Annotated in this window: 17 protein-coding genes; 11 read left to right on the top strand and 6 right to left on the bottom strand. The window is 46.7% G+C overall.

The genetic code is table 11. The features are described from left to right. Positions 1 to 9: 9 nt before the first annotated feature. Together ACXAD8_RS09280 and ACXAD8_RS09275 are read right to left on the bottom strand one after the other, a co-directional pair. Positions 10 to 1,485, bottom strand: a complete 1,476-nt coding sequence (locus ACXAD8_RS09280) for a tryptophan halogenase family protein (protein WP_475227595.1) — start codon at positions 1,483 to 1,485, stop codon at positions 10 to 12. A gap of 1 nt (position 1,486) precedes the next feature. After that, the gene (locus tag ACXAD8_RS09275; RefSeq protein WP_475227593.1) at positions 1,487 to 2,515 is read right to left on the bottom strand and encodes a LacI family DNA-binding transcriptional regulator; all 1,029 of its coding nucleotides are present in this window, start codon (positions 2,513 to 2,515) and stop codon (positions 1,487 to 1,489) included. Positions 2,516 to 2,764: 249 nt separating this feature from the next. Between ACXAD8_RS09275 and ACXAD8_RS09270 the strand changes: the two genes are divergently transcribed. The 8 genes from ACXAD8_RS09270 to ACXAD8_RS09235 all read left to right on the top strand — a co-directional run bounded on the left by ACXAD8_RS09270 (position 2,765) and on the right by ACXAD8_RS09235 (position 14,411). Beyond that, positions 2,765 to 5,440 carry a TonB-dependent receptor gene (locus ACXAD8_RS09270; protein WP_475227590.1) on the top strand — a complete coding sequence of 892 codons (2,676 nt, stop codon included), beginning with the start codon at positions 2,765 to 2,767 and terminating at the stop codon, positions 5,438 to 5,440. A 145-nt stretch (positions 5,441 to 5,585) separates the two neighbouring features. Continuing rightward, positions 5,586 to 8,150 carry a family 20 glycosylhydrolase gene (locus ACXAD8_RS09265; protein WP_475227588.1) on the top strand — a complete coding sequence of 855 codons (2,565 nt, stop codon included), beginning with the start codon at positions 5,586 to 5,588 and terminating at the stop codon, positions 8,148 to 8,150. A 79-nt stretch (positions 8,151 to 8,229) separates the two neighbouring features. Next, positions 8,230 to 9,162: a glucosamine kinase nucleotide-binding domain-containing protein gene (locus ACXAD8_RS09260; RefSeq protein ID WP_475227586.1), complete on the top strand. Its 933-nt coding sequence runs from the start codon at positions 8,230 to 8,232 to the stop codon at positions 9,160 to 9,162. Between the two features lie 11 nt (positions 9,163 to 9,173). Then, the gene (gene nagB-II / locus ACXAD8_RS09255; RefSeq protein ID WP_475232929.1) at positions 9,174 to 10,172 is read left to right on the top strand and encodes a glucosamine-6-phosphate deaminase NagB-II; all 999 of its coding nucleotides are present in this window, start codon (positions 9,174 to 9,176) and stop codon (positions 10,170 to 10,172) included. A 14-nt stretch (positions 10,173 to 10,186) separates the two neighbouring features. Continuing rightward, the gene (gene nagA, locus ACXAD8_RS09250) at positions 10,187 to 11,329 is read left to right on the top strand and encodes an N-acetylglucosamine-6-phosphate deacetylase (RefSeq protein ID WP_475227583.1); all 1,143 of its coding nucleotides are present in this window, start codon (positions 10,187 to 10,189) and stop codon (positions 11,327 to 11,329) included. A gap of 2 nt (positions 11,330 to 11,331) precedes the next feature. Beyond that, positions 11,332 to 12,654, top strand: a complete 1,323-nt coding sequence (locus ACXAD8_RS09245; RefSeq protein WP_475227581.1) for a sugar MFS transporter — start codon at positions 11,332 to 11,334, stop codon at positions 12,652 to 12,654. Positions 12,655 to 12,907: 253 nt separating this feature from the next. Then, positions 12,908 to 13,276, top strand: coding sequence for a DUF3192 domain-containing protein (locus ACXAD8_RS09240; RefSeq protein ID WP_475227579.1), 369 nt, complete (start codon positions 12,908 to 12,910; stop codon positions 13,274 to 13,276). Positions 13,277 to 13,766: 490 nt separating this feature from the next. Then, a complete protein-coding gene (locus ACXAD8_RS09235; protein ID WP_475227576.1) occupies positions 13,767 to 14,411 on the top strand; it encodes an N-acetyltransferase in 645 nt (214 codons plus the stop codon). Between the two features lie 9 nt (positions 14,412 to 14,420). Here the strand turns inward: ACXAD8_RS09235 and ACXAD8_RS09230 are convergent, their stop codons facing one another. Further along, complete coding sequence (locus ACXAD8_RS09230; protein WP_475227574.1) at positions 14,421 to 14,729, bottom strand: DUF3301 domain-containing protein; 309 nt, start codon at positions 14,727 to 14,729, stop codon at positions 14,421 to 14,423. Then, the gene (locus tag ACXAD8_RS09225) at positions 14,729 to 15,736 is read right to left on the bottom strand and encodes a DUF3549 family protein (protein ID WP_475227572.1); all 1,008 of its coding nucleotides are present in this window, start codon (positions 15,734 to 15,736) and stop codon (positions 14,729 to 14,731) included. The genes ACXAD8_RS09230 and ACXAD8_RS09225 overlap by 1 nt, the downstream gene beginning before the upstream one ends. Positions 15,737 to 16,009: 273 nt before the next feature. Between ACXAD8_RS09225 and ACXAD8_RS09220 the strand changes: the two genes are divergently transcribed. Genes ACXAD8_RS09220 through ACXAD8_RS09210 form a run of 3 tightly spaced genes read left to right on the top strand, consistent with a single transcriptional unit; the run spans position 16,010 to position 17,527 of the window. After that, positions 16,010 to 16,306 carry a YqcC family protein gene (locus ACXAD8_RS09220; protein WP_475227570.1) on the top strand — a complete coding sequence of 99 codons (297 nt, stop codon included), beginning with the start codon at positions 16,010 to 16,012 and terminating at the stop codon, positions 16,304 to 16,306. Continuing rightward, a complete protein-coding gene (gene truC, locus ACXAD8_RS09215) occupies positions 16,290 to 17,096 on the top strand; it encodes a tRNA pseudouridine(65) synthase TruC (protein WP_475227567.1) in 807 nt (268 codons plus the stop codon). Before ACXAD8_RS09220 ends, truC begins: the two co-directional genes overlap by 17 nt. Further along, positions 17,084 to 17,527 carry a flavodoxin domain-containing protein gene (locus tag ACXAD8_RS09210; RefSeq protein ID WP_475227565.1) on the top strand — a complete coding sequence of 148 codons (444 nt, stop codon included), beginning with the start codon at positions 17,084 to 17,086 and terminating at the stop codon, positions 17,525 to 17,527. Before truC ends, ACXAD8_RS09210 begins: the two co-directional genes overlap by 13 nt. 47 nt (positions 17,528 to 17,574) lie before the next feature. On the opposite strand, the gene dapD is transcribed toward ACXAD8_RS09210, so the two are convergent. Beyond that, entirely contained in the window at positions 17,575 to 18,399 is an 825-nt protein-coding gene (dapD, locus tag ACXAD8_RS09205) for a 2,3,4,5-tetrahydropyridine-2,6-dicarboxylate N-succinyltransferase (RefSeq protein WP_475232928.1), read from the bottom strand. A gap of 38 nt (positions 18,400 to 18,437) precedes the next feature. Then, positions 18,438 to 21,068, bottom strand: coding sequence for a [protein-PII] uridylyltransferase (gene glnD, locus ACXAD8_RS09200; RefSeq protein ID WP_475227562.1), 2,631 nt, complete (start codon positions 21,066 to 21,068; stop codon positions 18,438 to 18,440). Between the last annotated feature and the right edge of the window lie 5 nt (positions 21,069 to 21,073).

Genomic DNA, 21,073 nt, shown 5'->3' with positions numbered 1-21,073 from the left:
TGTGTCGAACTAAGGCTCAATATTATCACTAAAGTACTTTTGCGTAATACGATTACAATAGTCTTTTGATATTTTTACCGGGCCGGCTTTGTGCGTGGGTTGTAAGCGCTCCGGGTGGCGACCCATACCGGACAAAATGCAATACCAGGAAGGGCGCAAATACACCAGCTCGCCTTCCACTTTTTTCAAAGCCGCTTCAAAGTCTTCACCTCTGTCCCAGGCTTTGATCAGGAACTTTACCGTCTCGGAAATCTTTATTTCACCTCTGGCGTCAAGCCAGTATTGGCTATCTTTGCGGGTATTTAGCAGATAGTGCAGAGACACATAATCTTTGACGCCATCAAACAGGCGATTCATTTCATCATTGTAATTTCGGATGTCGACATTGGAGAAATTTCCGGTTTCCAGAATTTCCGACAGATTTTGTATCGCAAACTGCACCAGCATCAGAGCTGTAGCTTCCAGTGGTTCAATAAACCCCTGTGATAAGCCGATTGCGATACAGTTACCGGACCAATGTTGAGTTACTCTACCCACTTTCATCTTTAGGTGTTTCACTTGGACATCGGCATCGGGGGCAATTCCCAACTCTGCTTTCAGTTCGTTTTCAGCATCTAACGCGGTGGTGTGGCGAGAGCTGTAGACATAACCATTGCCCCAGCGACTGGTTAAGGGAATTTGCCACATCCAGCCATTTTTAAGGGCCTTTGAGCGGGTTTGTGTCTTAAACTTATGAGGCGATTCTGGCGGAGTTTGAATGGCTACAGCGGCATCGTTGAACAGGGTGTCCTGGTAACTTGTAAATTCTCGCTTTAAGGTTTTTTGGGTCAATAAAGACTTAAAACCGGAACAGTCGATAAAAAGGTTACCGGCCAGTTTCAGTCCAGTGTCGGTCATGATACTTTTAATTTGTCCGGCAGAGTCGGTGCCAACACTGGTGACGTTAGCCACATGATGTTTTACCCCTTTGGCTTTGGCTTTATCTCGTAAAAAGTGTCCCAGTTTGGTGGCATCAAAGTGGTAGGCATAATCTACGTATGTGTCTTGTGGTTTTAGCAATACCGGCCTTTTGAACTGTTCTGCAATGTAGGCCGCCGTAAAATAGTTGTCCGGGTTGGCGTCGGCATCAAAGCCTCTGCGGCGCAGGCCACAGTTGTAGAAAAACATTTCTGCTGGCTTTTTATCAAACTCGTTAAAAAACGGGTGGAAATAGCTCTGGCAACCGTATTCAAGGCTCCAGTCATCAAAGCGAATACCGGATTTATAGGTGGCGTCGGTGGCCTGCATCCACTCTTGTTCAGCAATATCCAATTGTTCGAAAAACTGTTTCAGATAAGGCGTTGAGCCTTCTCCCACTCCCACTGTGCCAATGTCCTGAGATTCCACCAGAGAGATATTGACTTTACTGGAGAGTTTGTGGGCCAGATATAGTGCAGTCATCCATCCGGCCGTACCGCCACCTACAATTATTATTGAATTTGCCATACTAATTAATCAGATGCGTAGACTCACGCACCACTAACTCCGGTTCAAAATATTGATTGTGAATATCTTCTTTATCGCCCTTGCGCTTATTTTTTATACTGCGAATTAACAGCGAAGTGGCTTTGCGTGCGATCAAACTGGTGGGCTGTGCGGCTGTTGTGAGCTTTGGCCAGGTTTGACGAGAGAATGGGTTGTCCTCAAATCCAGCTATAGCTACGTCTTTTGGCACATCGAAATTCATCAGTCGTGCTGCGAACAAAGCACCGGCGGCGATTTCATCATTACAGGCAAATATAGCAGTGGGTGGATTGTCCAGGCTTAACAGAGCTTTAGCGCCCTCTACACCTGCCTCAAACGAATAGTGGCCATCGATGATTAACTGTTCTTCCACCTGTAACTGATGATTACTCAGGGCGGTTTTATATCCCAGCAGGCGTTCATCGGTGGATTGGTGATCTTTATCCCCGGTGATAAAGGCAATGCGCTTGTGGGCCATGGCGATAAGATGCTCTGTAATTTTTTCACTGGCACCGCGGTCATTTACCAATACACAGGGGCCTTTGGTTTGTTTATCCCCGGCACCCGACAGTATCCGCACATAATTCATGTTTATCTCATCAAGCGCTGCCAGCACTTCCGGCATTTCCGATAAAGGAGGAGAAAGCACCAGGCCTGCCAGTTGTGAACGACGCACCATGTCTTTGACTTCGGCTACGATGTTCTTATCTGAAGCATTACAGGGGTGGATAATCAGCTCAAAGCCGTTGCTCAGGCATTCTTTCAGGATACCGTTTTGCATATCTATCACATAGTAGGCATTCGGGTTGTCATAGATGTACCCGATGGCAAAAGACTGAGTGGCTGCCAGGTTTCGCGCTGAACTGTTGGGCTGATAGTTCAGCTCAATGATTGCAGCTTGTACCTTTTGCTCTGTATCCGGTTTAACCGAGTCTTCTTTGTTGATCACTCGGGATACGGTTTTTATCGATACGCCTGCCAGTTTTGCGACGTCTTTTATTGTTGCTTTCAAAAAATCCCCTGAAACGGCTTGTATTGCTTAGTTTTAACGCACTCTTGTAAATGGATTGTAACGACTTAGCTAAAAAAAAAGCAATTAAATGGTTGCATTGCAAAAAATGTTAGACTAATGTTACGGGAAATTGACAACGTTGTCATTTCATTTTTGAACTTAAAATGATGAAAACCTGACGACCGAGTCAAAATTTTTTGAAGTAAAATGACAACGTTGTCAAAACGGCAAACTGAGGAAATTGGGAAAATGAACACAACAAATCTTACCAGGCTGTCTCGTGGCATTAAGGTCGCTCTCGCTTCAGGTGCATTGAGTCTGATGGCTCAACCTGCACTGGCACAAGAAGCGTCAGCGGATAATGTCGAAACCATCGAAGTAACGGGTATTCGAGGTAGTCAAAAAGCCAACATCAATGCAAAACGCTTTTCAAACGCGATTGTTGATGCCATCAATGCAGAGGACATCGGTAAATTTCCGGATAAAAACGTCGCTGAGTCTTTGTCGCGTATTCCGGGTATCACCATTGATCGTGACTTTGGTGAGGGGCAAGGGGTAACGATTCGTGGTATTCAGCCCGATCGCAACCTGACATTGTTAAATGGTCAGGCGGTAGGTACTGCGCAATGGTTTGTACTGGATGCTGCGGGTCGTAACTTTAACTTTGAGATGCTGGCCTCAGAAATGGTAGCGGGTCTGGAAGTGTACAAGTCAGCTCAGGCCGACATTGACGAAGGTGCTATTGGTGGTACGGTGATTTTACGCACTCGCAAGCCGTTAGATCTTGAAGCAGGAACCCTGCAGGCGTCAGTTGAAGCGCAATACAACGATTTATCTGAAGAAACCGATCCGTCTTTATCTGGCCTTTACAGCTGGAAAAACGACGACCAAACTTTCGGTGTTTTAGTATCCGCTTCCTTTCAGGAGCGCAATGTGCACCGCGAAACTAACGAAGACTTTGGTTGGTTCGGACCTACGGTTGATCGTATAGAGCCTGCGCTTGAAGCTCCGGCAGGTGCATCGCAAAAAGGTGCGTTGCCATGGGGGATGGGCTCGGCATTGTTCCAGCAAGAACGTGAACGTATCGGCTATGATATCACCGCTCAGTGGGCCCCTAGTGATGAATTGGATATGACCTTACATTATTTAAGCTCCACTCTGAAAGCGGATAATGTTAACTCCAATTTGATTGGTATTCCGTTTCGCGGCTTATTTGCGATGGGCGACAATCCAAACCCCGGTACTGTAAATGGTGATGCCGTAGTCGATAGCCTTCAGGTTTTCGGCGTGGATAACCGTCCAGGTTGGGCACGTCACATGGCCTACGACAATATCTTCCGCGATGGTTCAGAGGCTTCAACCGAAGTGCTGGATTTTGAAGGTAACTACAACACCGAATCTGGAAAGCTGCACTGGCAAATTGGTCGCACAGTAGGTGAGGGCACAAACAATGACTTCTTCACTGAATTTTGGGTAGATCATACCGATCCGCGTGCGGCATTTGATTTCTACAATCCGGGTGGTACTAACCCCTATATCGATTTTGTTGGTCCAAGCCCATGGTTACAAAATCCGGGTGACGAAATGTGGTTAGGCGGTATCTTTGATCAGCGCAATATCGCTGAAGACAAGGAAACTTATCTGCAATTAGATTATACCCACGACGTAAGCTGGGGAGCGATTAACAGCATTAAATCTGGTATTAAACTACGTGACCGTTCTTTCCAGCAGGACAGATACCGCACTAGTCTGAACAACCTCGCTCCGGTTGGCGAAGGCAGCCTGGGTGCAGCAAGTGAATTCTGGTCTGGTGATATGGTGAATGTGTCTCACAGCAGTACTAATGGTGTTGCCGCGTCATACTTCATGCCAGACAAAGACGCTATGTATAACGCCCTGTATGCAGTAGCCGAATGTACTGGTGGAGAAGCTGAACTATGCCGTAACGACAACGTATTCTTGAGCGATGCCTCCTATGCCATCGATGAAGACATTACCGCTTTGTACACTATGGCTAACTTCGATGATGAAAACATTCGCGGTAACATCGGTCTGCGCTATGTTACCACTGACCAGGATTCTCACGGTTACGATTTGGCCTCTGGTGCACCAGTAACTCTGTCGGGTGATTATTCTGCCTGGTTACCCAGCGTAAACGTATCTTATGATTTAACCAGCGATGTAGTATTACGTGCTGCGGCTGGGAAAACTATTGCGCGTCCTTCGCCATTCCAGTTGTCAGCATCCTATAACCTGACACCAGAAACCAGTTCAGGTAGTGCCGGTAACCCCAATCTAAATCCTGAGCGTGCAACCAGCTTTGAAATTGGTGCGGAGTGGTATTTCAGTGATGCGTCTGTATTTGCGGTAACTGCCTTTACAAAAGATCGCTCGGACATCATTGTTGAGAAGATTGTCGCCAGAGAAGTTAATGGTGTGATGATCAATCAGCTGAATACGCCAATCAACGCAGGTACTGCAACGGTTGAAGGTATTGAGGTTCAGGTACAACACGCCTGGGATAACGGCTTTGGCGGTTATTTCAACGTAACTTACAACGATGTGAGTGAGCTGAAAGACGGCGATACCCTGATTGATTTGCCGTACAACTCAAAAGAATCCTACAACCTTGGGGTTTACTATGAGAATGATTTGTATAGTGCTCGTCTGAACTATACCTACCGTTCTGAGTACTTCCTGGCGTTGACTGAGTTTGGTAACCGCTATCGCGACGAGCAATCTCAGTTAGATGCGCAGTTCAGCTGGAATGTCACTGAAGACATTACTCTGAAGTTTGAAGCGTTGAATATCACTGATGAGATCTGGGAAAACTACTACGAGCGTGCCACAGACGGACATCGTGTAGGTGGTACTCAAAGCTCTAACGGCAGACGTTTCTTCGCCGGAGCCAGCTTTAAGTTTTAATAAAGTGTGTGTATGTCAATCACCCGTTTCGTACGCTTGATCGGGTAAAATCTATAGGGAAATGGAAAACTGGCATAGTGTGTTACTGGCTCTGTTGCTGCGGTCGCAGAGCCAGCTTTTAAAAAAGAGAATAAGGTGTGAGTTAATGAGATTGCTGAGTAAAACTTTAACAGTTATTGGTTTTTGGACGATTGCCACAGGTGTCGTGCAAGCCAGAGCAATGTCATTAGCTGATTTATCTGAAAATCTGCAAGTCCAATATCAGGTGATTTCGAATCTGGACAACAGCGATTGTGAATCCCTGTTTAAAGGTCCGTGTTTTACCGGACAACTTCGTTTCTCGCTGCCTAAGTCGGCAACCACTGAACCCTTTGCGCTGTATTTCAGTCATATTGCGCCAATTAAGTGGGACAGCCACGCTAATCTGGATATTAAACATATCAACGGTGATTTACATCAGATCCAATTTACCGGCTCAGAGTTCAGCCAGCAGTCTGAGCAAACCCTTGTATTTAAAGCGGCATTTTGGCACGCGGCCCATTCTGATGTGATGCCTAACTATTTTGTGGTGTCTGAAGACGGACAGTCGTTTATTGTTCAATCGACAGCGCCGCAACAGGATCCAGAAACCGGTCTACAACATCTACCCCATTTAATAGCGCATACCAGGCCAGAGCAGTACCGTCGTCATGACGATGATAAATTACCACTGGCGGATGCCCAGTGGCTGTACAAGCACTATGAAGCAATGCAAAAGGGGACTGGTGATACTAAGCCTTCAACGCCAAGAATTATTCCGGCGATGAAGCAGGCTTCCTGGTCTGCTGAAAACTCGCTTTCTTTGGCATCTGGTGTTGCCATCAAGTGGGGCAACTTCATCGAAAATGATCTGCTTATTGAGTTGTTGGCTAAGGCTGGTCTGAAAGCTAACCCTGCCGGAGTAGCCATAAAACTGAAGCAAGATGGAATGCTCGCGCCAGGAGAATACCGTTTAGATCTAACTCAAGATAAGATCTTACTTTCTGCTGCTGATAATGAAGCACTGCAATACGGATTCGTGAGTTTGTATCAACTCGTTGTGCTGCATGGCAAACAACTGCCCCTGGCTGCGATTCTGGATGCGCCACGTTATCAATATCGCGGTGTACATGTGGATGTGTCCCGCAACTTTTTGGGTAAAAAGCCACTGTATCAACTCCTGGAGCAAATGTTTTTGCTCAAGCTCAACAAGCTGCATCTGCACCTGGCGGACGATGAAGGTTGGCGGCTCCAGATCCCCGGCTTGCCCGAGTTAACCGATATCGGTGGATTCAGGTGTTTTGATCCGCTGGAAGAGCATTGTTTGTTACCGCAACTGGGCAGTGGTCCAAATCGCGAAAGCCCGGTAAATGGCTATCTGACGGCGAAGGATTATCAGGCGTTACTGGAATTTGCTCACGCGCGCCACATTGAGGTCATTCCGTCTTTTGATTTGCCAGGCCATGCCAGAGCTGCGGTAAAAGCCATGGAAGCGCGCTATCGAAAATTCAAAGCGAAGGAAGATTTGGCCGCCGCAGAAGAATTTTTGTTGTCGGATTTTGCTGACGACACCAAATACAGCTCAGTACAGTTTTATCACGACAATACCGTAAACCCTTGTATTGATTCTACTTATCACTTTATTGATACCGTAATAGCTAAAGTCAAACAGTTGCATCAGGGAGTCAATGCGCCGTTAACCACCTATCACATTGGTGCTGATGAAACGGCCGGAGCCTGGGTTAATTCACCCACCTGCAAAAAATTGATTGCCGAACGGGAAGATTTATCCGGTGTGCAGGATATCAAACCCATGTTTTTAACAAGAGTGATTGATATCGTGTCTAAACACGGTTTAAAAGCGGCGGGCTGGAGTGATGGTATGCATAAGGTCATCGATTCCCAGGCACAGCAAGGACATCAGGTGAATGTTTGGGATACTTTGTTTTGGGATGGCCATAAGATAGCCAATGAATTTAGCGAAAAAGGCTGGACTACTGTGTTGTCTAATCCGGACGTGCTCTATTTTGATTTTCCTTATGCTAATCATCCAGAAGAAACCGGTTACTACTGGGCCTCAAAGAACACCGACGAGTTCAAGGTATTTCAGTTTATGCCAGGAAATCTGGCGGCTAATGCCAGCCAGTGGCAAGACCGGATGGGTAATCCCTATCAGGCCACAAACGATTTTGAGCAGGCTACTCGCGTGGCCGGAATTCAGAGTCAAATCTGGTCTGAGGCAATACGCACGCCGGGAACTTTCAACTATCTGATGTATCCAAGACTACAGGCCTTTGCGGAACGCGCATGGCATCAGGGCAACTGGGAAGTGCCGTTACAAACCGGGCAAACGTTTAGTTTCGAGGCAAATCCTCAGCATCAGGATACGCAACTAGCTGATTGGTCAGGGTTTAGCAAGGCACTTACAGCGTATTTTTCCAGTGAATTAGGGGCAGATATTAACTTTAGAATACCGCCTCCGGGAATGAGCTATAAAGCCAATCAGTTAAAGGTAAATAGCGCCTGGCCAAAATTGGAAGTGCAGTGTCGTTGGGAAGATACGGATTGGCTTACAGTGACTGAAACAGACGAGATTAACTCGGGTGTAAGCAGCATTGAATGCCGCACGGTCATTGCTGAAACAGGCAAGCAAAGCCGTATTTCCAGGTTACAATTAACATCAGGGAACTGATGTTTTTATAATCAAAAATGACAGCGTTGTCATAAATTTGTGAGCTTACTAAGCTAAAAACAGCAGCAGGAGAGAAAAATTGATTACCGAACAAACTCTGTTTTTGGGTGTTGATGGCGGAGGCAGCAAATGTCGTGTTGTCTTGCAGGATACTCAGGGCAGAACATTAGGAGAGGGATTATCCGGGGCTGCTAATCTGTTGCGCGGTGTAAAGGCCTCACAAAATGCAGTTATGACCGCTTATTATCAGGCCAGAGAGCAAGCCGGTTTGAGTAGCGCTGATGACCACCGGGTAATAGCCGGACTCGGGCTGGCTGGTGCCAATATTGAGCATCTGAAACAGGAGTTTATGAGCCAGTGGCAACCGGGTTTTGCTGCAGCTTATATGACCACTGATTTAGAAATTGCCTGTCTTGGGGCGCATCAGGGACAACCCGGTGGCGTCGTGATAATAGGCACAGGCAGTTGCGGTCAGATAATAACGCCTAAAACCAGCTATGCCTTAGGTGGACATGGTTTTTTGTTGGGCGATAAGGGCAGTGGTGCCTGGTACGGACTCAAAGCGATGCAATATTGTTTGGAAGCCATAGACGGCATGCAACCCAAGGGTGAATTAGTCACAGCGGTTATGGAATTGACCAAATGTCCAGATGAAGAATCACTGGTGACTACCTACGCTAATGCCATGCCCAAGGCATTCGCTGTGTTAGCACCGCTGGTTTTCAAATTGGCGCAAAAAGGTGAGCCCACTGCTAAGGCGCTGGTGACAGAAGGGGTTGGTTATATAGAGCAACTGTGTTTGAGCTTGCTGGAGAAACAACCGGGTCGCTTTAGTCTGATTGGTGGTTTATCCCATCTGGTTGCACAGCAGCTATCACTTGAAATGCAGCAACGTCTGTCTCCGGCGCTCTGTGATCCCGAAGTCGGTGCAATACTCTTTGCCAAACAAAGCATGGAAAAATCCCTGCAAAGCCAGACATCAGGCAGCGCACAAATCTATTCTGTAACTTAAAGAGATCTAAAATTATGAGCAGTATTATGGCGCGTGAAGCGTTATCCACCCCCGCGATTATTCAAAATCAGATACGGGCTAATCAACCGGTAATTGAAAACCTGGTGCAGGCAATCAAAGCGCAGAATATTAAAATGATTATGATGGTAGGGCGAGGCTCGTCTGATCATGCCGGGGTATTTGCTAAATACTTATTTGAAGTGGAACTGGGAATTCCGGTTTGCTTTGCTGCACCTTCGGTAGGCGGTGTCTATAAAAAAACTCTGACTTTAGAAAACACCCTGGCCATCGTTATTTCGCAGTCGGGAAAAAGTCCTGATTTGCTCAATCAAACTAAGGCGATTCAGGCCGCAGGAGCTTATTGTGTTGCTCTGGTCAATGATGGTTACTCGCCATTGGCTGCAATGGCGGATGCGGTTTTACCTGTCAGGGCTGAAGCAGAGTTAGCGGTTGCCGCCACTAAGAGTTATTTGGCAACCCTGTCAGCCTTATTGCACTTTACCGCCGTCTGGAAGCAGGATGAGGTGTTGCTAAATGATTTGCAAAAGTTACCTGAAGCGCTGGGGCATGTTTGTGAAGGCAAAACCCAACTGAAAGCTGAGTTTTTAAGAGGCTTACGTCATTGTGTGGTTTTAGGTCGTGGTTTTGGCTATGCCATTGCGCGAGAGATTGCCTTGAAGTTAAAAGAGGTGTGCAGTATTCATGCAGAAGCATTTAGCAGTGCTGAGTTTATTCACGGTCCGGTGACGCTGGTAGAAAACGAACTGGCGGTGATCAGTGTCGATATTCAGGACGAATCCCATAGTGTGCATCAGGAGCAGGTCAATAATGTCAGTCACAGGGGCGCGCGCATGGCTACGCTGACACATCACGCTTGTGAGTTATCACCGCGTTTGATGCCTTTATTGGTGATGCTGCGCTTTTACCTGGATGTAGAGCAGGTTGCCCAAACTATGGGCATGAACCCTGATGCGCCTCCTGGACTTAAAAAAGTAACGGAAACCCACTAAGCAGGATATTTGAGATGAGTGACAGGCAGTTTACTGTAGACCGGGTACTAACCGATGAAGGTTGGCAACAAAACGCACTGATTTCCGTTAAGTCCGGAAAAATTGCTGCGATTGAGCCTGAACAGCAAGGACAAAATTCACATTTCAAGGGGACGTTAGTACCTGGCCTGGTGGATTTGCAGGTTAATGGCGGTGGCGGCAAACTGCTCAATCTGTCCCCCTCTTTGCAAACTATTGAGCAAATGGTGTTGGCTCATCGGCAGTTCGGAACTACGGCCATGCTGCCGACGCTGATCACCGACCAATACCCGGTGATGTCAGACTGTGCCAATGCCGTAGCCGAGGCACTTGACGCCGGGATTGTAGAAGTGCTTGGAGTGCATTTTGAAGGGCCTTTATTGAATCAGAAAAAGAAAGGCGTGCATCCTGAGAAATTTATCCGAGGGATCTCAGATAAAGAGCTGGCACTGTTTTGCCGTAAAGATCTGGGCAAGGTATTAGTTACTTTAGCACCCGATAATGTCACACCCGATGTCGTTAAAGATTTGGTGGGGCAGGGGGTGCATGTCTGTCTGGGGCACTCCAACGCCAGCTATGAGCAAACCTGCGCCGCATTGGAAGCTGGTGCTACCGGCTTTACCCACATCTACAACGCGATGTCGGCGCTGCAATCCAGAGCGCCGGGTATGGTGGGGGCAGCATTAATAAATAAATCATCGTTTGCAGGATTGGTGTTGGATCACTATCACGTGCATCCGGCTGCCAGTCGTTTAGCTATCGATAGTAAGGGCATTGATAAGGTGTTCCTGGTGACAGATGCAATGGCACATGTGGGCAGTGATGCTGATGAATTACCCTATTTTGATACGGTTATTCGTCGTCAAAACAATAAACTGACGACACCAGATGGAACCCTGGCAGGTTCTTGTCTCGATATGTGGCAGGCGGTGCTCAATGCCCATAATGATCTCGGATTATCGTTACAAGATGCCATTCAGATGGCCAGCAAAACACCCGCCAGTTATCTTGGCCTCGAATCCTTCATTGGTAGCATAAAGACCGGAAACCGGGCAGATTTTATTTTGCTTGATCAGGATCTTACTATTGAAAAAGTTTTTGTAGCAGGCGACATTAAATTCAACAGAGCAGGAGCCTAATAATGACCAGTAAGTGTGAGACTCAACCTATGCCAGTAATAAAGAGCAGCCTGATACCTATGTTAATCATAGGCACGCTATTTTTCGTGTTTGGTTTTGTGACCTGGTTAAACGGCGCGTTAATTCCCTTTCTACAAATGGTTTGCCAATTAACCGAAACTCAGGCGTTAATGGTGGCGTTCTGTTTCTATGTTGCTTACGTTGTCATGGCTTTGCCGATGGCCATGGTGTTAGAAAAAACCGGTTATCGCATGGGCATGGTGATTGGACTGGGGCTGATAGCTTTAGGCGCCTTGTTATTTGTACCAGCTGCCCTTTCACGTGAATTTGCCTTGTTCTTAGGAGCGCAATTTATCATGGGTTCAGGCCTTACCATTCTGCAAACTGCCTCCAATCCGTATATTGTTAAAATAGGCCCGGAAGAAAGCGCCGCCGCTCGTATTGCTGTGATGGGGTTGCTGAATAAAGCGGCGGGTGTATTAGCTCCGTTGTTGTTTACAGCTTTGGTGTTAGGTGACTTTGCTCACATTACCAGTTCTGCCCTGGAGAGTATGAGCGAAACGGAACGCTTGTCGCAGATCGAAATGATGTCCACGGGTCTGGTAACACCTTATATTGGCATGGCGGTGGTGTTGGTACTGCTGGCCATTGGGTTGAAGATGTCTTCTTTGCCTGAAATCTCCCTTAATGATACCCAGGAGGAAAGTAGCACAAGCACTGATTCAGTATTGCAGTATCCGCAATTGGTATTGGGCGCCGTTGCCCTGTTTTTTTATGTGGGAGTAGAAGTGATTGCCGGTGATACCATTGGCTTATACGGCTCCAAGTTAGGGATCGCCAATGCCACCTCTCTGACTTCATTGACCATGTTTGGCATGGTGGCGGGTTATTTGGCGGGCCTGGTACTGATCCCCAGGTTCTTAAAGCAACAACAGGCGCTGCTGGTTTCGGCAATACTGGGCCTGGTGCTGACCACTATGATTTTGTTGGCCGACGTTGAGCAAGTTAACTTTGCATTTCTCTGGGCATGGGCGGGTTTTGAAGATGTGCCCGATGTTATCACCTGGGTGGCACTTTTAGGCTTGGCCAATGCGATGGTATGGCCAGCATTATGGCCTTTGGCATTAGCTGGGCTAGGCAAGCTGACCTCCAAAGGCTCTGCCATCTTAATTATGGGGATTGCTGGTGGCGCGGTGATGCCTTTGGGTTATGGATTGCTGTCGGATAGTTGGAATAGCCAATCCGCCTATGTGATCATGTTGCCCTGTTATTTGTTTATCCTGTTTTATTCGTTGCTGGGGTATCGTCTCCGACAATGGCGATAAGCAAGTTATTTTCGAATCTGGCCGCATATGCGGCCATTTTTTTGTAACGAATTCTACTCATTTTTGGTGATATTCACTAAATATTGGTTTTTGGTTCACGCAACATTAAGCTGAAATTCATACAAAACCGCTAAAACTCTATATAAATCAAAGGTTTGAAAAATTGGTCTGCATATTGAATTCCAATATCAAAACCAAGGCTTCAGGTCGGTACTGAAGCGTTAAAAGAACACACCAAAACGGAGTATAAAAAATGAAAAAGCATTTATTAGCACTGGTAGTAGCCGCCCCTTTAGCCTTTGGATTGGGTGGTTGTGTGATTTCAGTCGACGGTGACGGTTGGGATGGTCACAATGTAGATTGGGAAGATCGTGAATACAAGAACCGTAAAACCATTGCTAACCTGGAGCTGGATTTAGGTACTGAGCAAGTTAAATCGCGATTGGGCGTACCGGATTTCAATGAAACCCTGCGTCGTGATGGTGAAACCTACACAGTCCTGTTTTATCGCACTCAAAGAATGCATGGTGACGGTAAAACAACCAAAGATGAGTGTACCCCGCTGGTCTTTAAAAATGGCTTGTTAGTTGGCTGGGGTGAAACCGCTTTAGACCGTATTTAGTTTAATGTTCTGATGGCGAAGTTTATGCTTTTTCGCGTCAGGGGCTGCGGGGGATTCTTAAGGGGGGCGCAGCCCGGTCCCCTTAAGGCGCAGTCGGCGCCCCGACAATGATTTCAATCAGATGATAGTGGTTGAATTAAACTGCGGCGCCGAAAGAACGCTACCCTGGAGCCTGTAAGTAGGTTGAGTGGTTCAGTGTCGATGATTTAAGACATATCCAAAATAATTGGGTTTTGGCGTCGGTTAGGTCAAGCTGAGTCGGATGTCGCTCAAAAATCGTTCGTGATTTTGTCCCGGAGTAGGGGCCCTATCTCATCCCTGATGACATAATGGAATTGGTATCAAGCTGGCTTAGCCAGCTTTTTCCATTTAGTACCTGCCACTTTTTACTTGTCAGACCACCTTCGGAATTGGCTATTTATCGTTAACGCTTTGTTAACAAGTGCCGTGTCTTATTGTACATTCAAATAAACCAGTAACAGGAAATGTGATGAATACCAGCGAAGCACAGGCGCTCAATAAAAATATTAAAGCCGTATTTCTGACTGCAGAAGATCTTAAAGTGGCGGGCTCAATTTTATATCAGGCCTATCATGACGATCCGCTTTTTATCGATATTTTCCAGGCGCAAAAGGAAGGTTTTGAACAGCGATTGCGCTCAGCAATTCGCGAGGAACTCAATGCTTTCTGGATGGCTAAGCAGCCCATGGTGGGGTTGTTTGAAAAAGAACGTTTGTTAGCTGTTGCCTGTTTAACTCATTCAGATTCCGCTTTTGGACCGGGGCGTTTTTGGCACTGGCGTTTAAAAATGCTGTTAACGGCTGGCTTTTTTTCCACCAAGCAAATGATTGAAAAAGATCAGAAAATTCAGCAAAACGTGCCGGCTGAACATTACCACTTAATCTCTTTTATTGGGGTTCATCCGGACGAGCAGCACCATGGTTTGGGTCATTTACTGATGTCTGCAGTAGAATCTGTAATGCTGGATAACCCCAACAGCAGTGGCGTGGCGGTGTATGCCACATTACCCAAATACATGCACTTTTTTGAAGACTCGGGTTACCACCTTGTGAAAGAGTTGGAAGTCGGCCATATCAGTGGTCATTTGATGTTCAGAGATCGCCCCGGGCAATAATCGTCGGGGCTAATTCATGCGGTAGGGTGGCACAGTGGTTGATAAGGCTTTGAGCCCTTCCATTTCTAATACACCCTGATATTTGTCTTCGCCATTACCGGAAAACTCAAAAATAAACAGCGTTTTCCAGTCGGGTTTGCCACGCACCAATCCAAAACGAGTTTTATCTCTGGCAACACTGATAAGTTGTAGTCCTTGTTTCTCACAATAGTTGGCCAAATATCGATTGGCCGTTTCGCTAATGGCCCTCATACGCCAAAACTGCGCGATGACGACGACAATGATTAAGATAAACAGAATATCAGCCAGAGAAATCATTAGTTGCGTCCAAATAATTGATTGATACCCTTCGCCAGCGCTTCACTGCGCTCAGGATCTCTGAGGCGTTGCAGCATAATGTCTCTGAGTCCGGGAATTTGTACCAGGTCTGAATACAAGGCAGGCAACAGGTCCAGACGAGCGGCTTCTTGCATAAACTCAGTTAAAAATTGATAGTCTTGTAGCAGTCGCCAGTGACGTCCGGCGATCACGATAAGCGTATCGGGAGTACTGAGAGTTTGGCTTAATAAGGTTGTCAGGTTGGCACGCAGCTCTGCTAAACCATCAAAATGCGTTAACGCCCGCAACAGGTGATTAAAGATTTTTTCTTCTGGCCTTGCAGCTTTTAATTGCTGAAACAGGAATTGGTTTAATGCCTCGGGCAACGCCGTATTTTCCATTGATGCCAACAATGAATGCTGAACCACCTGGTCATAACTGGCAAAATTTTGTTCGATGTGTTTGGCGTTGTGATCCAGGTTCAGATTAAACACCACGTCACTTAGTCCTTGTACCGAGATATTTTGCCAGTCATGCAGATCTGGTCGGGCAATATAGTTTTTGGCATCCATGTAAAATTGGCCCGGCGCTAATCCCAATAATTGTTTAGCGAAACTGTTAAAGTCTGCCAGTTGCGCCTGATTAGGAGTAAACAGAAAGGGATTATCCGGCAAAGATTTCTCACTGTCGTCCTTTAATAATTCGGTGCCCAGAGCCTCTACTACAATATTAAGAAACTGATCGCGCTGCGCTGTGACTACTTTTCCCTGTTCGTCCAGAGGTAGTTTGATAAACCAGATATAATGTTGGCTGGAAAGACTTTTATTCCAGAACAAAATGCCCAACCACATCATTTGTTGTCTGGGAAAAGGTGCTGGGTCTGCAGCCGTTTCTATGTTCAGGAAGTCCTGATTATCCAGTAATTGAAATGCACGGCCCATATCTACGATGCGATATTCGGTGCCGGCTTCCAGTAAAAATTCGCTTATCGTGGTAATTCTGGTCATGCAGTACTCTGAAATTTATTAAAAATCGCGTTATTATACCCAAATTAAAGGCTTTTTAGCCACGCCCTACGGTCTTGTAATGCACTTTCAATATTGAGTTGTGTAAGGCTAAATAATGGCTAAAAACTCATTGATTAACCCTTGCGCTGATATCTGTGCGCCTGCAGGCAGCAGCTATTTATCTCAAGCCAGGTATTTGATTAAAAACGGAGGTGGTCTCTGAGCCGCACTGAATGTAAAACTGAAGGATTACGACTCAAACTCAGTAATCAGTTGCAAGAATTGGAGGCAACCCTTAAAAAATTCAACCTGTGGCAAAACAATAAATTGTCAGTTGAGCGGGTAAGCAATCCATTTGGTGTTGGTGAGATCAGTTTTGAGCAGTGGTTACAGTTCATCTATTTGCCTAAAATGCGTCTGCTTATTAAGTCAGGACAAAATGTGCCAGTGGCCAATATCACGCCCTACGCTGAAGAAGTGTTGGCCGGACATGAGGCAAGCACTGTGCTTTTGCGCATTTTAGCCAGCCTGGATAACCTGTCAGCGATGTGCCATGAACCTGTCCTCTGAACCTATGTCCTGTCCTGAGTTAGATATACCAGACCAGTTGCCAGTGCTGTATCAGGATGAGTGCATGGTAGTGGTGGACAAACCCGCTGGTTTGTTAGTACATCGCAGCATGATAGACCGGCATGAAACCCGTTTTGCCATGCAAATGGTGCGGGATCAGATTGGCCAACATGTTTTCCCAATTCATCGTCTGGATAAACCCACAGCTGGAGTACTGATATTTGCCTTGAACCCGAACACGGCGCGTTTGCTGAGTGAACAGTTGGAACAGCATCAGCTTGAAAAGCGCTATCTGGCAGTGGTCCGGGGCTATATTGCGGAGCGGGGAGTGGTAGATCATCCATTGCTGGAAAAGCTGGATAAGATTGCCGATAAAAAGGCGCGACAGGACAAGCCAGCGCAACAAGCCGTATCCGCATTTCGTTGCTTGCAGCAGGTAGAGTTACCACAGGCGGTGGGTAAGTATCCTACCGCTCGTTACAGTCTGGTGCTATTGAGTCCAGAAACCGGGCGAAAACATCAATTGCGTCGTCACATGTCGCATTTGCGTCATCCCATTGTGGGCGATGTGAATTATGGCGATAATAAACACAATCGATTTCTAAGAGAGTCTTGTAATTTCCCCGGTCTGGCTTTATGGTCCCACCAAATTAAATTCAGTCATCCTCATACCGGTGAACAGATAACGCTAAATTGCGATCTGCCCGACCGTTTCAGTCGCTTGTGGCACCAATGGGGATTGGACGAGACAACTATTAATCATTTATGGAGAACCTGGTGGCCAGTGTAAGTATTTTTGTCGGCTCGGTATACGGTAACGCACAGCATGTTGCAGAACAATGTGAAGAAAAATTGGTTGAATTGGGGCACGACGTAACCCTGTTTGGTGAGCCAGAAATCGCCGATTTTAAAGACGCTGAAAATGTCTTGGTGATCACGTCCACCACCGGCCAGGGTGACTTACCACCTAATATCGAGTTTTTTGCTCAGGACCTTAGAGATCAAATGCCCTTGATGGCAGGAAAGTCTTTCGCCGTAGTGGCATTGGGCGACAGTAGTTATGGTGATACCTTTGGTGGTGCCGGACGCACTATGTTTGAAATTCTCACCGAATTACAGGGTAGCCCCATGGCAGACTTGTTTATAGTGGATGCCATGGAAACCTTTGAACCAGAAGCCGAAGTCGTGCCCTGGGTAGAAAAGCTGTTTAGCGTTAATTAGAAATCAGTGGGGCAGTTGGTAAACCTTTCTGCCCCACTGTAATGTTGTTACTCAGCGCCACGCAATAAGGCGTTGATGCCGACTTTCGAGCGCGTTTGCGCGTCTACTTTTTTCACAATAATGGCGGCATACAGGCTGTACTTGCCATCTATTGACGGCAGGTTGCCAGGTACCACTACGGCGCCAGCCGGGACGCGGCCATAATGAACTTCGCCGGTTTCACGGTCATAAATGCGTGTGCTTTGACCAATGTATACACCCATTGAGATTACCGCACCTTCTTCGACTATCACACCTTCTACGATTTCAGAGCGAGCGCCGATAAAACAGTTATCTTCAATAATGGTTGGATTGGCTTGCAGTGGCTCTAATACACCGCCGATGCCAACGCCGCCAGAAAGGTGGACGTTTTTACCAATTTGGGCACAGGAGCCAACAGTTGCCCAGGTGTCAACCATGGTACCTTCATCCACAAAGGCACCGATGTTGACGTAAGAGGGCATTAACACCACATTTTTACCTATGTAGCTGCCGGTACGCACAGTTGCGGGTGGCACTACGCGCATACCTTCTTGTTGAAATTGTTCCGCACTGTAATCGGAGAATTTAAGTGGCACTTTGTCGTAAAAGCGGCTTTCTGCACCATCCATAACGGCATTGTCGTGCAATCTGAAAAATAACAGTACGGCCTTTTTCAGCCATTGATGAACTACCCATTCTCCTGCAATTTTTTCTGCTACACGGGCCTTACCTGAATTTAGTAGTGCCATGGATTGCTGCACAGCCAGTTTAACGGCTTCATCGGCAGTTGCCGGGGTGATGTTGGCTCGGTCTTCAAATGCCGCTTCGATGATGGTTTGCAAGTCTGACAAATTGCTCATGCGATGTTTAGTTCCTGTTGGTTCAATAATTAGTGGTTGTCTGACAGTCGCTCAGTGACTTTTCGTTTTAGTTCTACCTGCTGCTCGTTGCTCAGGCATTTTCCTTCGCTATTGCTGAGAATAAACAAATCCTCCGCTCGCTCACCTATGGTGGTAATCTTGGCGTGATGTAACGAGAGGTCTTGTTCTACAAATATATGTCCCAGCTTGGCCAGTAACCCTGGCGCATCCAGTGCTTCCAACTCCATCATGGTGACATCATCCTGATTGCCGAAAAAGCGCACTTTCGTGGGTACCGCCAGTTGTTTTAACTGTCTGGGGATGCGGCGTTTGTTAACGTGTTCAACGCCCGGTTTTTGTAGTTGCGTCACAATAGCATCCTGCAGGCTCTTAAGCCTGCTGGGGGAGCTTATGCGTTTTCCGTCCTGTTCCAAAATAATAAAACTGTCAAAGATATAACCATCTTTAGTGGTCATCAGTTGCGCATCCTGGATGGAACAGTTTCTGCTGTCCAAAACAGAAGCTACCTGAGCAAACAGGCGAGGGCGATCTGCACCGTACAGCATCAGCTCAGTACCGCTTTTCGCGGTGCCATCGGTGACAGCAACTACAAGTGGGTATTGCTCGTTGTATTGGTTGTACAGAACGATATGAGTATGCCAGGCGATTTGTTCCGGTTTAAAACGGGCAAAATAATCTGGTGGAAAGTTTTCCCAGGCTTTAAGTACGGCGGATTCTTCGTAATCTTCCAGCAGTGATTTCATGGCGCTGGCTTTGTGCTCGTCTTCACGAGATTGTAAGTCAACTTTGTTCTCCAGTCCGTTTTCCAGCGCTTTTTGGGTCATGATGAACAACTCTCTTAACAAAGAAGACTTCCATTCATTCCACAAATTACTATTGGTAGCCCGGATATCCGCCAGGGTCAGCGCGTACAAATGTTCCAGATGCTCCTGAGTTCGCACTGTGGCAGCAAACTCCTGGATCACTTCAGGGTCATATATATCGCGGCGCTGTGCCACTACTGACATGAGTAGGTGGTGTTCAACCAACCATTTAATCAGGTTTTTGTCTTTTTCCGGAATTTCATGTAATTCACAGAATGCTTCCACGTCTTTTGCGCCGAGCTTAGAGTGGTCGCCATTACGACCTTTAGCGATATCGTGAAATATTCCTGCTAGAAATAACAGTTCCGGCTTATCGGCATTGCGCATAATGCGCCCGCAGCGGGGAAATTCATGATCATTTTCTTTGCGATTATAACGCGCCAGGTTTTTGATCAGTCGATGGGTGTGCTCGTCTACGGTGTAGGCGTGAAACAAATCAAATTGCATCATGCCCACGATGTGATTCCATTGCGAGATGTAGCTTTGCATGATGCCGTGTTTATGCATCAGATCCCAGGCCAGTTCAAAGAAATCGGGCTTTTTCACCAGCTCTAAAAACACCGTTCGACACTCGGGGTACTGGCATAAAAAGATATCTTGTTCCTGATAAACCCGCCTGGCATTGCGCAGCAGACGCAAGGTGGCGGCATGTAATCCTTTGATTTCAGGGTAGTCGGAAATAATATGGAAGAAATTGAGTATCTTAACCGGGCTATCAAACACCTTGTCGTGTTTGGCATGTATAAGACCGCCCAAGACGTCAAAATCAGTAGAGATATCTGCGGTAACCTTGAGCTTTTCACGCAACATTTCATGACGAAAGTGACCCAGCAGCATTTCGCTGAGTTCCCGCACCCGGCGCACCACGCGGAAAAAATCCTTCATCATTTTTTCGACAGAAGCTTTGCCTTCGTCGCCATATCCCAGACGCCTGGCTACTTCTGGCTGATAATCGAATAACAAACGGTTTTCACTGCGGCCGGCAATAATATGCAGCACAAACCGAATACGCCACAAGTGAGTACGACATTCGGTTAGTTCGTCTAATTCCTGACGAGTAAAATAACCATAATCAACCAGGTCTTTACCCTTAAGCACGCTAAAATGCTTTTTTGCCACCCAACCAATACATTGGATATCCCGCAAACAGCCTGGGTTTTCTTTGACGTTCGGCTCAAGGTTATAACTGGTGCCATTAAACTTGGCATGTCTGACTTGTTGTTCGTCGTACTTGGCGGTGTAAAACAGTTTACTGGGCCAAAATGCGCGAGACTGCATTTTCTCATGCAAGTCTTCAAAAACCGTTTTGCTACCTACTAATACTCTGGATTCAATCAGATTGGTGGCAATGGTGACATCTTCTTTGGCCAGTTTGATGGTTTCTTTTACCGTTCTGACCGACTGACCAATGTCCAGTCCGATATCCCAGAGGATAGTTATAAATTGTGTGACCTTTTCCTGAACTTCCTTATCCAGTGCTTTGTGGGAAAGAATAAGCAGATCCACATCTGAATGAGGCTGCAGGTGACCCCGTCCATATCCACCTACGGCCACCAGGGCCAGTTGTGGCACATCGTGCAAATCCAGCAGTCGCCAAATATGGCTCAATACCGCGTCGACAAATGCGGCGCGGCCAGTGACCAGGGTGTTGACGTCGGTGGTTTCAAATTCCTTTTCTAACCATTCATAAGAGTTGCTGATACATTCTTTAAATGCCTGCGTATTGCCGGGGCTGGTGATTAACCGCACCTGGCTAAGTAGACTTTGAAATGCCAATGCTG

Source organism: Planctobacterium sp. AWH2_060 (assembly GCF_056158425.1).
Note: the sequence above shows the minus strand (reverse complement) of the source record. Positions and strands in the feature narration are given on the sequence as shown.

Bases quoted from the DNA above. Each gene is read 5' to 3' on its own strand.
- ACXAD8_RS09265 (WP_475227588.1), top strand. From the start codon at position 5,586: ATGAGATTGCTGAGTAAAACTTTAACAGTTATTGGTTTTTGGACGATT.
- ACXAD8_RS09225 (WP_475227572.1), bottom strand. From the start codon at position 15,736: ATGACCAGAATTACCACGATAAGCGAATTTTTACTGGAAGCCGGCACC.
- truC (WP_475227567.1), top strand. From the start codon at position 16,290: ATGAACCTGTCCTCTGAACCTATGTCCTGTCCTGAGTTAGATATACCA.
- ACXAD8_RS09240 (WP_475227579.1), top strand. From the start codon at position 12,908: ATGAAAAAGCATTTATTAGCACTGGTAGTAGCCGCCCCTTTAGCCTTT.
- nagA (WP_475227583.1), top strand. From the start codon at position 10,187: ATGAGTGACAGGCAGTTTACTGTAGACCGGGTACTAACCGATGAAGGT.
- ACXAD8_RS09270 (WP_475227590.1), top strand. From the start codon at position 2,765: ATGAACACAACAAATCTTACCAGGCTGTCTCGTGGCATTAAGGTCGCT.
- ACXAD8_RS09280 (WP_475227595.1), bottom strand. From the start codon at position 1,485: ATGGCAAATTCAATAATAATTGTAGGTGGCGGTACGGCCGGATGGATG.
- ACXAD8_RS09245 (WP_475227581.1), top strand. From the start codon at position 11,332: ATGACCAGTAAGTGTGAGACTCAACCTATGCCAGTAATAAAGAGCAGC.
- ACXAD8_RS09235 (WP_475227576.1), top strand. From the start codon at position 13,767: ATGAATACCAGCGAAGCACAGGCGCTCAATAAAAATATTAAAGCCGTA.
- ACXAD8_RS09230 (WP_475227574.1), bottom strand. From the start codon at position 14,729: ATGATTTCTCTGGCTGATATTCTGTTTATCTTAATCATTGTCGTCGTC.